The 12,380-nt window shown below is 63.0% G+C and carries 11 protein-coding genes; all 11 read left to right on the top strand.

Annotation, left to right across the window (positions count from 1 at the left end):
• The first annotated feature begins 114 nt into the window (after positions 1-114).
• The 11 genes from NA645_RS13620 to pcaD all read left to right on the top strand — a co-directional run bounded on the left by NA645_RS13620 (position 115) and on the right by pcaD (position 12,167).
• Positions 115-1,458, top strand: a complete 1,344-nt coding sequence (locus NA645_RS13620; RefSeq protein WP_256049311.1) for an MFS transporter — start codon at positions 115-117, stop codon at positions 1,456-1,458.
• Positions 1,459-1,486: 28 nt separating this feature from the next.
• Positions 1,487-2,608, top strand: coding sequence for a muconate cycloisomerase family protein (locus NA645_RS13615; protein ID WP_256049310.1), 1,122 nt, complete (start codon positions 1,487-1,489; stop codon positions 2,606-2,608).
• Between the two features lie 15 nt (positions 2,609-2,623).
• Positions 2,624-2,914, top strand: coding sequence for a muconolactone Delta-isomerase (gene catC, locus NA645_RS13610; protein WP_256049309.1), 291 nt, complete (start codon positions 2,624-2,626; stop codon positions 2,912-2,914).
• Positions 2,915-2,986: 72 nt separating this feature from the next.
• The gene (gene catA / locus NA645_RS13605; protein WP_256049308.1) at positions 2,987-3,925 is read left to right on the top strand and encodes a catechol 1,2-dioxygenase; all 939 of its coding nucleotides are present in this window, start codon (positions 2,987-2,989) and stop codon (positions 3,923-3,925) included.
• Between the two features lie 235 nt (positions 3,926-4,160).
• A complete protein-coding gene (locus NA645_RS13600) occupies positions 4,161-5,387 on the top strand; it encodes a benzoate/H(+) symporter BenE family transporter (protein WP_256049307.1) in 1,227 nt (408 codons plus the stop codon).
• 114 nt (positions 5,388-5,501) lie between these two features.
• On the top strand, positions 5,502-6,773 hold the full coding sequence (locus tag NA645_RS13595; protein ID WP_256049306.1) for an OprD family porin: 1,272 nt from the start codon (positions 5,502-5,504) through the stop codon (positions 6,771-6,773).
• Between the two features lie 146 nt (positions 6,774-6,919).
• Positions 6,920-7,762 (top strand): IclR family transcriptional regulator domain-containing protein, encoded by an 843-nt coding sequence (locus NA645_RS13590; RefSeq protein WP_272892069.1) that lies wholly within the window; start codon positions 6,920-6,922, stop codon positions 7,760-7,762.
• A 468-nt stretch (positions 7,763-8,230) separates the two neighbouring features.
• Positions 8,231-9,088: a CoA transferase subunit A gene (locus tag NA645_RS13585; protein ID WP_256049305.1), complete on the top strand. Its 858-nt coding sequence runs from the start codon at positions 8,231-8,233 to the stop codon at positions 9,086-9,088.
• Positions 9,088-9,882 carry a CoA-transferase subunit beta gene (locus tag NA645_RS13580; RefSeq protein WP_256049304.1) on the top strand — a complete coding sequence of 265 codons (795 nt, stop codon included), beginning with the start codon at positions 9,088-9,090 and terminating at the stop codon, positions 9,880-9,882. Before NA645_RS13585 ends, NA645_RS13580 begins: the two co-directional genes overlap by 1 nt.
• Entirely contained in the window at positions 9,879-11,084 is a 1,206-nt protein-coding gene (gene pcaF / locus NA645_RS13575; RefSeq protein ID WP_256049303.1) for a 3-oxoadipyl-CoA thiolase, read from the top strand. The genes NA645_RS13580 and pcaF overlap by 4 nt, the downstream gene beginning before the upstream one ends.
• Positions 11,085-11,378: 294 nt before the next feature.
• The gene (gene pcaD / locus NA645_RS13570; RefSeq protein ID WP_256049302.1) at positions 11,379-12,167 is read left to right on the top strand and encodes a 3-oxoadipate enol-lactonase; all 789 of its coding nucleotides are present in this window, start codon (positions 11,379-11,381) and stop codon (positions 12,165-12,167) included.
• Positions 12,168-12,380 lie beyond the last annotated feature (213 nt).

Here is a 12,380-nt window from a genome sequence, read left to right as displayed (position 1 = left end):
CGAGCGCCGGAGCCAGAATTTTTGCACCACCTCGAAGTATCGCAGCGCGAACAGCCCGACCCGATGGGCTGGCGCGATGAACCATGACTTACAAAAACAATAGAGAGTCTTGCCATGCGTACAGTTGACGTTCACCAGATCATCGATAACGCCCGTTTCAGCCAGTTCCACTGGCTGGTCATGTGCCTGTGCGCACTGCTGCTGATCTTCGACGGCTATGACCTGTTCATCTACGGCGTAGTCCTGCCGGTGATCATGCAGGAATGGGGGCTGACCCCGCTGGAAGCCGGTGCGCTAGGCAGTTATGCGCTGTTCGGCATGATGTTCGGTGCGCTGGTGTTCGGCACCCTGGCCGACCGTATCGGCCGCAAGAAGGGCATCGCCATCTGTTTTCTGCTGTTCAGCACAGCGACGGTGCTCAATGGCTTCGCCAGCACCCCGACGGAATTCGGCATCTTCCGCTTCCTCGCCGGGCTCGGTTGCGGCGGGCTGATGCCCAACGTGGTGGCGCTGATGAATGAATACGCGCCGAAGAAGCTGCGCAGCACCCTGGTGGCGATCATGTTCAGCGGCTATTCGCTGGGCGGCATGTTCTCCGCCGGGCTGGGCATCTACATGCTGCCGCGCTTTGGCTGGGAAGCGATGTTCTTCGCCGCCGCCGTGCCGCTGCTGTTGCTGCCGGTGATTCTCTGGAAGTTGCCGGAGTCGGTGGGCTTCCTGGTGCGCCAAGGCCGTACCGAACAGGCGCGCAAGCTGCTCAACCAGATTGAGCCGAGCCTTGCCCTCAGCGCCGGCGATGAGCTGGTGATGAACGAAGTGAAGGGTAAGAGCGCGTCGGTGCTGGAGCTTTTCCGTGAGGGCCGTGGCGTGCGCACTGTTTCGATCTGGGTGGCGTTCTTCTGCTGCCTGCTGATGGTCTACGCGCTGGGCTCCTGGCTGCCGAAGTTGATGGCCAATGCCGGCTACAGCCTGGGCTCTAGCTTGTCCTTCCTGGTGGCGCTGAATCTGGGCGGCATGTTCGGTGCGATTCTCGGCGGTTGGCTGGGTGATCGCTTCAACCTGGCCAAGGTCGTGGTGGTGTTCTTCGCGGTCTCTGTGGTGTCAATCAGCCTGCTGGGCTTCAAGACGCCGATGCCGGTGCTGTACGCGCTGATAACCATCGCCGGTGCCACCGTGATCGGCACGCAGATCCTGCTGTACGCAGCCGCCGCGCAGTTCTACGGCCTGTCGATTCGCTCCACGGGCCTTGGTTGGGCGTCCGGCATCGGTCGCAACGGGGCCATCGTCGGCCCGCTGCTGGGCGGTGCGCTGCTGGGTATCAATCTGCCGCTGCAACTGAATTTCATCGCCTTTGCCATTCCCGGCGTAATCGCCGCGCTGGCCATGGCCGTCTTCGCCGTCTCCGGTCAACGCAGCAGCAATGTTGCGCCAGCCGGTCTGTCGGCGGCGAAAGCCTGAACACTGAAACAGAACTCCGGGAGCCGATATGAGCCACACCCTGATCGAAAGCATCCAGACGTTGATCGTCGATCTGCCCACCATTCGCCCGCACAAGCTGGCGATGCACACCATGCAGAAGCAGACGCTGGTGATCATCCGCGTGCGTTGCAACGATGGCGTGGAAGGCATCGGCGAGGCCACCACCATCGGCGGTTTGGCCTACGGCAACGAAAGCCCGGAGAGCATCAAGACCAACGTCGACTGCCACCTCGGCCCGCTACTGGTGGGGCAGGACGCGAGCAACATCAACGCCGCCATGCTGCGGCTGGACAAGGCGGCCAAGGGCAATACCTTCGCCAAGTCCGGCCTGGAAAGCGCGCTGCTCGACGCCCAGGGCAAGCGCCTTGGGCTGCCGGTCAGCGAGCTGCTCGGCGGGCGGGTGCGCGACAGCCTGGAAGTCGCCTGGACCCTGGCCTCCGGCGACACCGCCAAGGACATTGCCGAAGCCGAGCAGATGCTCGATATCCGCCGCCACCGCCTCTTCAAGCTGAAGATTGGCGCCAACGAGGTGAACGCCGATCTCAAACACGTCATCGCCATCAAGAAGGCGCTGGGCGAGCGCGCCAGCGTGCGCGTCGACGTCAACCAGTACTGGGACGAGTCCCAGGCGATCCGCGCCTGTCAGGTGCTGGGCGACAACGGCATCGACCTGATCGAACAGCCCATTTCGCGAATCAACCGCGCTGGCCAGATTCGCCTGAATCAGCGCAGCCCCGCGCCGATCATGGCCGACGAGTCCATCGAGAGCGTAGAGGACGCCTTCAGCCTTGCCGCTGACGGTGCTGCCAGCATCTTCGCGCTGAAGATCGCCAAGAACGGCGGCCCACGTGCCGTGCTGCGCACCGCGCAGATCGCCGAATCCGCCGGCATCGCGCTATACGGCGGCACCATGCTCGAAGGCGCCATCGGCACCCTGGCCTCGGCACATGCCTTCGTCACCCTGAACAAACTGACCTGGGGCACCGAGCTGTTCGGCCCGCTGCTGCTCACCGAAGAAATCGTCACCGAGGCGCCGGTCTATCGCGACTTCCAGCTGGAAGTACCACGCGCACCGGGCCTCGGCCTGACCCTGGACGAAGAGCGCCTGGCGTTCTTCAGCCGTAAATGACTGGAGGCTGACAAGATGCTGTTCCACGTAAAGATGATCGTAAAACTGCCGGTCGACATGGATCCGGCCAAGGCCGCCAAACTCAAGGCCGACGAGAAGGAACTGGCCCAGGGCCTGATGCGCGAAGGCAAGTGGCGCCACCTCTGGCGCATTGCGGGGAAGTACGCCAACTACAGCGTGTTCGACGTGGCCAGCGTGCAGGAATTGCACGACACCCTGATGCAGCTGCCGCTGTTCCCCTACATGGATATCGAAGTCGAGGCGCTGTGCCGCCATCCGTCGTCGATCCGTGAGGACGATAGCTGACAAGCGTGAAGGCCGGGGTCCGCTCCGGTCAGTTAACCCGTGCGATGACAATTACAAAATGAGGCCTGAGCCATGACTGTGAAAATTTCCAACTCCGATCACGTCCAGAATTTCTTCAAGGAAGCCAGCGGCTTCCAGAATGACGAAGGGAGCAGCCGCCTGAAGAGCGTGGTCAACCGCATCCTGGTGGACACCGCGAAGATCATCGAAGATCTGGAAATCACTCACGACGAGTTCTGGAAAGCGGTGGACTATCTCAATCGTCTCGGCGGTCGCAACGAAGCCGGCTTGCTGGTCGCGGGCCTGGGGCTGGAGCACTACCTCGACCTGCTGCAGGACGCCAAGGACGAACAGGCCGGCCTTGTGGGCGGCACCCCGCGCACCATCGAAGGCCCGTTGTACGTGGCCGGCGCGCCCATCGTCGAGGGCGAGGCCCGCATGGACGACGGCAGCGAAGATGGCGTGGCTACCGTGATGTTCCTGCAAGGCAAGGTGACCGGGCCGGACGGCAAACCGCTGGCTGGTGCCACCGTCGACCTATGGCACGCCAACACTCAGGGCAACTACTCCTATTTCGACCAGAGCCAGACCGAGTACAACCTGCGCCGGCGCATCATCACCGATGCCGAAGGCCGCTACCGCGCCCGCAGCATCGTGCCGTCCGGCTACGGCTGCTCACCGGATGGTCCGACCCAGGAGGTGCTCGACCAGCTCGGCCGTCACGGTCAGCGTCCGGCTCACATTCACTTCTTCATCTCCGCGCCGGGTCACCGCCACCTGACCACGCAGATCAACCTGTCGGGCGACAAGTACCTGTGGGACGACTTCGCTTACGCCACCCGCGACGGCTTGATCGGCGATATCCACTTCAACGACGACCCTGAGGCCGCTCAGGCGCGTGGCGTGGAGGGGCGCTTCGCCGAGGTGGCGTTCGACTTCCAATTGCAGCAGGCGCCTGCGCCAACGGCAGAACAACGCAGCCGCCGGCCGCGTGCGTTGCAGGAAGCCTGATCGGACCAGATTGCCGGTGAGTGAAGCGACATCCACTGGCGGTGCACGGAGCGGTAGGGTGGAGGACGCTGTTTTCATCCACCGGCTTTTGTGGCCTGCCGGCGGTGGATGGGTGAGGCGTGATCCACCCTGCGTCGGCGTCGATACGGTCACCCAGTCACCGAGTCAATGCGTCACCACAACAAGAGCCATCCGGACACCGTCACGGATAGCCAGGCCTGTCTTGCGAGGCGTCATGAACACGCTACTCAAAGATTGTTCCCTCTCCGCGGTGGTTGCCGGTTTCATCGCGACCGTCATTTCCTACGCCGGTCCGCTGGTGATCATCTTCCAGGCGGCCCAGGCGGGTGGCTTGCCCCATGAGGTGATGTCGTCATGGGTCTGGACCATCTCCATCGGCAGTGGCGTGCTCGGCATCCTGTTGAGCCTGCGCTACAAGGTGCCGATCATCATCGCCTGGTCGGCGCCCGGTTCGGCCCTGCTGGTGACCATGCTGCCGGACATCAGCATGAGCCAGGCGGTGGGCGCTTATCTGGTATCGAACCTGATCATCCTGCTGGTGGGCTTGTCCGGTGCCTTCGACAAGGTGATCAGCAGGCTGCCGGCGGCGATCTCCGCGGCGATGCTGGCCGGTATCCTGTTTCGTTTCGGCACCGATCTGTTCGTCTCGGTGAAGGACCAGCCGTGGCTGGTGCTGGCAATGTTCGCAACTTATTTGCTGTTCAAACGAGCAATGCCGCGCTACGCCGTGATGGCGGTGCTGGTGGTCGGCGTCGCGATTGCCGTCGGCACCGGCGAGCTGCGCAGCGAAGCGTTGGTGCTCGGGCTGGCCAAGCCGGTGTGGATCACGCCGGAATTCAGTTGGCAGGTGATCCTAGGCGTGGCCTTTCCGCTGGTGATGGTGGCGCTGACCGGGCAGTTCGTGCCCGGTATGGTCGTGCTGCGCAACGATGGCTACCAGACCCCGGCCAGTCCGCTGATCAGCAGCAGTGCACTGGGCACCTTGTTGCTCGCGCCCTTCGGCTGCCACGGGCTGAATCTGGCGGCAATCACCGCGGCCATCTGCACCGGCAAGGAGTCCCATGAAGATCCCGGAAAGCGCTACATCGCCGGCGTTTCCGGCGGGGTGTTCTACCTGCTGCTGGGCATTTTCGGCGCGACCCTGGTATCGGTCTTCACCGCTTTTCCCTCTGCGCTGATCGCCGCGCTGGCGGGTCTTGCGCTGCTGTCGGCCATCGGCGCCGCCTTATCTAGCGCGATGTCGGTGCCGGCTGACCGCGAGGCGGCGCTGATCACCTTTCTCGTCACCGCTTCGGGCATGTCGTTCCTGGGTCTGTCCGCCGCCTTCTGGGGGCTGATCTTCGGCATCGCGGCGCACCTGCTGCTGACGCTCCGAAGTTCACCGGCAGCCTTGCCCGTGAAGCCGGCGCGGCCTCTGGATGAGGAACAACCGGCCCGCTGAACCCGCCGCGGCGGGCTACTAGGCAACCTGCTTCGCGAACTTTGTCGTTCCCACCGGCTTGCGCCGGCGGGACGGCAGCGTGCACCTCAAAAACAACAACAAGAGTCGAACTTCATGAAAAACAAGCCACAACGTTCTCGTATCGCATTGGCCATCGGCGCTTCGCTTTGCCTCCCCTCGGCATTCGCTGCCGAAGAGGGCTTAATCGATGGCACTACGGCTACGCTGCAGGCCCGCAACTACTACTTCAGCCGGGACTTCTCCGACATCGTCGGCGCGAATCAACAGTCGAAGTCGGAAGAATGGGCGCAGGGATTCATCCTCAACGTGAAATCCGGCTACACGCCGGGCACGGTTGGTTTCGGCGTGGATGTGCTCGGCCAGCTCGGCTTCAAGCTCGACAGCAGCGCCAGCCGGGTCAACACCGGCTTGCTACCGACCGGCAGCGACGGCAAGGCCGCGGACAACTTCGGTCGCATCGGCGCGGCGCTGAAGGCCAGGATGTCCAGGACTGAGCTGAAGCTCGGCGAGCTGGCGCCGAATCTGCCGGTGCTCACGTTCAGCGACATTCGCCTGCTGCCGCCGACCTACCAGGGCGCAAGCATCATTTCCCAGGAAGTCGACGGGCTGACCCTGCAGGCCGGTCAGTTTCATTCCGGCAGCGTGCTCAACGAGGCCGGCGACGGCAAGATGCGGGCGAAGCTCGGCCATGTGCCGCAGCTGGGCGGTGACGCCGAGACCGATCGCTTCAACTATGCCGGCGCCGATTACGCCTTCAACGACAAGCGCACCTCGGTCGGCGTCTGGTACGCGCAGCTGGAAGATATCTACAACCAGCGTTTCTACAGTCTCAAGCACAGCGAGCCGGTGGGCGACTGGGTACTGGGCGCCAACATCGGCTTCTACGACTCCAAGGAAGACGGCGACCGGTTACTGGGCAATATCGACAACCAGGCGGCGTTCTCCCAGCTTTTGGCCAAGTACGGCGGGCATGCCTTCATGATCGGCTATCAGGCCATGTTCGGCGACGACGCCTTCCCGCGCGTTTTCAACAACGTTACGCCGCTGGGCAACGAGGTGCCAACCTATGAGTTCGCCGGGGCCGACGAGCGCTCCTGGCAGGTTCGCCATGACTATGACTTCGCCGCGCTGGGCATCCCCGGCCTAGTGACCACGGTGCGCTTCATCAAGGGCGACAACGTGGACACCGGCATGGGCTTCGAGGGCAAGGAGTGGGAGCGTGATCTGGACGTCGGTTACACCTTCCAGAGCGGCGTGCTGAAGAACCTCGGCGTGCGTGCGCGCAACGTCGTCGCGCGCTCCAACTACCGCAGCGACATCGACGAGAACCGGCTGATCTTCAACTACACCTGGCAGCTGCTGTGACGGCCCGCGCGCCAGCGGCCAGTATTGCCTGGCGCAGTGGATGAAAGAGGTAATGCGATGACGAAGCACGGCGCGGGGTAGGCTTTTTGCGATTATCGATTTGTTGGTCGATAATCGCGCATTGCTCACTGACAAGGTAGTCCGCCATGACTGACGAAACCCGTTCAGGTGTCGCGCCGATGGTGCCTGCCATCATCGCATCGCCGGCCAAACGCATCGAAGCCCTGACCGGCGACCCGAATTTCATGACCTCGCTGGCACGCGGGCTGGCGGTGATCCATGCGTTCCAGGAGCGAAAACGTCATCTGACCATCGCGCAGATCAGCCACCGCACGGAGATCCCCCGCGCGGCGGTGCGGCGTTGTCTGCACACTCTGATCAAGCTCGGCTACGCCACCACCGACGGACGCACCTATTCGCTGCTGCCCAAGGTGCTGACGCTTGGTCATGCCTATCTGTCCTCGACACCGTTGGCTGTGACTGCGCAACCGATCCTCGATCAGCTCAGTAACCAGCTCCACGAAGCCTGTTCCATGGCCACCTTGGAAGGCGACGAGGTGCTCTACGTCGCGCGATCGGCGACGCCGCAGCGATTGATATCGGTGGATCTCAGCGTGGGAAGCCGCCTGCCAGCCTACTGCACGTCCATGGGTCGAATACTGCTGGCGGCACTCGACGATGCGGCGCTGGACGATTATCTGGAACATGCCAATCTGCAGATCAAGACCAGCCGCACACTGCATACACCCGAGGCTATTCGCGCCGCCATTGCCGAAATTCGCCAGCAGGGCTGGGTAATCATCGACCAGGAACTGGAAGTCGGCCTGCGGTCATTGGCCGTCCCGCTGAAGGACTCCGCCGGTCAGGTGCTGGCCGCGTTGAACGTCGGTACCCACGCCGGTCGAGTGACGCGGCAGGAATTGGAAACCCGCTTTTTGCCGGTGTTGCTGGAGGCAAGCAAGGAGCTGAGTACGCGGCTGTTTCACTGACATCGGCTCCGCAGTCGGGTCGGTGAAGCGTGACCCGACCTACAACGCTGGTCTAACTGCCGTCACCGTGGGCTGAAGCCCACCCTACGTCGCTGAACTCGAAGCGGGCAGGCAGCCGGAGCGGGACCTTGGCGTGTTCTTCTGCAGGTCGATGCCATCAGACCCCGCCTGCACGGGGTAGGACCGTAGGGTGGGCCGGGTGGCGCTCCGCTTCAGCCCACCGCAGCTAAGACGGAGTCCTTACCCAGCGGATTGGGCTGGATGATCGCGGATGGTGAGTGAGCGTAGGTAATTAGCCGAAGGCTTAATCCGGCATTTGCCGTTGAATCAAATAATTCTGATGTCATCATTCTGTTCGATTACCGAACGATTAATCGATTATCGGATTGTTCCAAGGCGAGGCGATGGGTAGTGTGGATCGCAAGCATCTGTTGGCAGGTGCACCCACGACCACAAGAGACTGACCCCATGGCCGAGCTTCTTTCCCTTGCCGAAGCAATCGATCGCTTCGTCGAGAATGGCGATACCGTCGCCCTCGAAGGCTTCACCCATCTGATTCCCACCGCCGCCGCTCACGAGCTCATCCGGCAGGGCAAGAAGGACCTGACCCTGGTGCGCATGACGCCCGATCTGGTCTACGACCTGCTGATCGGCGCCGGTTGTGCGAAGAAACTGGTGTTCTCCTGGGGCGGTAATCCCGGCGTCGGTTCTCTGCATCGCCTGCGCGACGCGGTAGAGAAGCAGTGGCCGCAGCCGCTGGAAATCGAAGAGCACAGCCATGCCGACCTGGCCAACGCCTACGTTGCTGGGGCTTCTGGCCTGCCGTTCGCGGTCCTACGTGCCTACCTGGGCTCAGATTTGCCGAAGGTCAACCCGATGATCAAGTTCATCGACTGCCCCTTCACTGGCGAAACCCTTGCGGCGGTTCCAAGCGTGCGTCCGGACGTCACCGTGATCCATGCGCAGAAGGCCGACCGCAAGGGTAACGTGCTGATCCAGGGCATCCTCGGCGTACAGAAGGAAGCTGCACTGGCGGCCAAGCGTTGCATTGTTACCGTCGAAGAGATCGTCGATGACCTCCAGGCGCCAATGAATGCCTGCGTGCTGCCGACCTGGGCGCTTACGGCTGTGTGTATGGTGCCGGGTGGCGCTCATCCGTCCTACGCGCACGGCTACTACGAGCGTGATAACCGCTTCTATCAGCAGTGGGATCCGATCGCCCGCAACCGCGACACCTTCAACGCTTGGATCGACGAGTTCATCCGCGGTACCGAAGACTTTTCAGCGTTCCAGGCCAAGCTGGCCGCGCAGCAGGAGGCCAAGTGATGAGCGCTCACGCCAGTGACTACAGCACCAATGAAATGATGACCGTTGCCGCCTCGCGCCGACTTGGCAATGGCAGCGTCTGTTTCGTCGGCATCGGCCTGCCGTCCAAGGCGGCGAACCTGGCGCGCCTGACCCATGCGCCGGAAGTCGTGCTGATCTACGAGTCCGGCCCCATTGGCGCCAAGCCCTCGGTATTACCGCTGTCCATTGGTGACGGCGAGCTGGCCGAGACCGCCGATACCGTGGTGCCTACCGGTGAGATCTTCCGCTACTGGCTGCAGGGCGGGCGCATCGATGTCGGCTTCCTCGGCGCTGCGCAGGTGGATAAGTACGGCAACATCAACACCACGGTGATCGGCGACTATCACCAACCGAAAGTTCGCTTGCCTGGGGCGGGCGGGGCGCCGGAAATTGCGGGATCGGCCAAGCAGGTGCTGATCATCCTCAAGCAATCGCACCGTACCTTCGTCGACAAGCTGGCGTTCATCACATCCGTCGGTTTCGGCGAGGGCGGCGAGCATCGCAAGCAGCTCGGATTGCCGGGCAGCGGACCGGTGGGAATCATCACCGACCTCTGCATCATGGAGCCTGAAGCAGGGTCCAACGAATTCGTGGTGACCTCGCTGCACCCGGGCGTGACCTGCGAACAGGTGATCGAGAACACCGGCTGGGCGATCCGTTTTGCTGACGAGGTCGGTGAAACTGCGCCACCGACCGACAGCGAACTGGTTGCCCTGCGCGCTCTGGAGGCCCGCACGGCCGCCGCCCATGGACAATCTGGAGGTGACGAGTGACACGCGAAGTCTTTATCTGCGACGCCGTACGCACGCCCATCGGCCGCTTCGGCGGCTCGCTGGCCGCGGTGCGCGCCGACGATCTGGCGGCAACGCCGATCAAGGCGCTGCTGGAACGCAATCCGCAGCTCGATCCGGCCGCCATCGAAGAAGTCTTCATGGGCAGCGCCAATCAGGCCGGCGAGGATAATCGCAACGTGGCGCGCATGGCCGCGCTGCTGGCCGGGCTGCCGGAAACCGTGCCGGGCGTGACGCTCAACCGTCTTTGCGCTTCGGGCATGGATGCCGTGGGTAGCGCCTTCCGTGCCATCGCCTGCGGTGAGATGGAGCTCGCAATTGCCGGTGGCGTCGAGTCCATGAGCCGCGCGCCCTATGTGATGGGCAAGGCCGATACGGCATTTGGCCGTACGCAGAAGATCGAGGACACCACCATCGGCTGGCGCTTCATCAACCCAAAGATGAAAGAAATGTATGGCGTCGATGCCATGCCGCAGACCGCCGACAACGTGGCCGAGGAGCACAAGATCAGCCGCGAGGATCAGGACGCCTTTGCCCTACGCAGCCAGCAACGCACCGGCAAGGCACAGGCCGCGGGCTTCTTCGCCGAGGAAATCGTGCCGGTAGTGATCAAGGGTCGCAAGGGCGACACGGTTGTCGACACTGATGAACATCCGCGCCCCGACACCAGTGCCGAGGCGCTGGCCAAACTCAAACCGGTCAACGGCCCGGACAAGACCGTCACCGCCGGCAACGCCTCGGGCGTCAACGATGGTGCGGCGGCGCTGATTCTTGCCAGTGCCGAAGCGGTGCAGAAATACGGCCTCACGCCACGCGCCAAGGTGCTCGGCATGGCCAGCGCCGGTGTTGCGCCTCGTGTGATGGGTTACGGCCCGGTGCCCGCGGTGCGCAAGTTGTGCGAGCGATTGAATGTGGCCGTAAGCGACTTCGATGTGATCGAGCTCAACGAGGCTTTCGCCGCGCAGGCATTGGCGGTCACCCGTGATCTGGGCCTGGAAGACGACAGTCCGAAGGTCAACCCGCAAGGCGGCGCTATCGCGCTCGGCCATCCGCTGGGCATGAGCGGCGCGCGCCTGGTGCTGACCACCGTGCATGCGTTGGAGAAGTCCGGCGGCAGGCTCGGTTTGGCGACCATGTGTGTCGGCGTGGGGCAGGGGTTGGCGCTGGCGGTCGAGCGGGTCTGACGCAATTACGCGGAGGGTGGTGGGCTGAAGCCCACCCTACGGCAGTGCTGAGCCTTTACGCTGCTGCGGTGGGCTGAAGCAGAGCGCCGCCCGGCCCACTCTACGAAGCCAACCCTTTGCGTGGAGGTCCGCTCCCGTAGGGTGGGCTTCAGCCCACCGTTCTTACCGCCATCGCGCATACGGCCTTTGATGGGCTTCGCGCCATGATGGATTACTCATGGCGGCACGCCGCAAGCCCATCGTTTTTCGCTCGTTTGCGGCTACCTTTAGATCAACTTCCAAGAGGGATTTCCCATGCCCACCGTCAAACTCGCCAATGGCGAACTGAACTACCGTCTCGAAGGCCCGGTCGATGCGCCGGTGCTGGTGCTGTCGAACTCGCTGGGCACCGATCTGCACATGTGGGACGCTCAGGTCCCCGCGTTCAGCGAGTATTTTCGCGTGCTGCGCTATGACACCCGCGGTCATGGCGGCTCTGCCGTTACGCCGGGGCCCTACAGCATCGAACAGCTTGGGCAGGATGTTCTGGGGCTGATCGATTCTCTCGGCATCGACCGTTTCGCCTTCTGCGGCCTGTCCATGGGCGGCCTGATCGGCCAGTGGCTCGGCATCAATGCCAGCGAGCGCCTGACACGGCTGGTGGTCTGCAATACCGGCGCGAAGATTGGCACTGACGACGTCTGGAACGAGCGCATCGACACGGTGCTCAAGGGCGGCGAGCAGGCCATGCGCGACATGCGCGACGCCTCGATTTCACGCTGGTTCACGCCGGCCTTTGCCGGGAACGAGCCGACCCAGACCAGTCGCCTTACCCAAATGATCGCCAGCACGTCGCCAGCCGGTTATGCCGCCAACTGTGCCGCGGTGCGTGACGCCGATTACCGTGAGCAGCTGGGCGCGATCAAAGTCCCGACACTGATCGTCTGCGGCAGCAAGGACCCGGTGACTACGCCCGAGCATGGGCGCTTCATGCAGGAGCGCGTAGCTGGCGCAGAACTTGTGGAATTCGAGGCCGCGCATCTGTCCAACGTCGAGGCTGGCGATGCCTTCACGCAGCGTGTGCTGGCTTTTCTTCGCGGTTGATTTGAACGACCAGGTTAATCGCGGGGATTTTTAGGGGTTGAGCTTGATGGTGGACTGGCAAGTTTGTGTGTTCGCCTATTTGGCATTTGAACGCCGCCGCGGTGTTTTCTGAAGTTCCTTGCTACGCCCCTCGGCCAGCTTCGTCTGTATCTCTTGAATGTTTCGCCATGGCCTCAGGCGCGCACTCAGCCGCCCCTTCAGGAGGGTGAGTGG

The sequence above is a fragment of the Stutzerimonas stutzeri genome, from assembly GCF_024448955.1.
Lineage (GTDB): Bacteria > Pseudomonadota > Gammaproteobacteria > Pseudomonadales > Pseudomonadaceae > Stutzerimonas > Stutzerimonas stutzeri_AQ.
The sequence above is the reverse complement of the archived record's forward strand: the minus strand, read 5'-3'. Positions and strand labels throughout refer to the sequence as shown.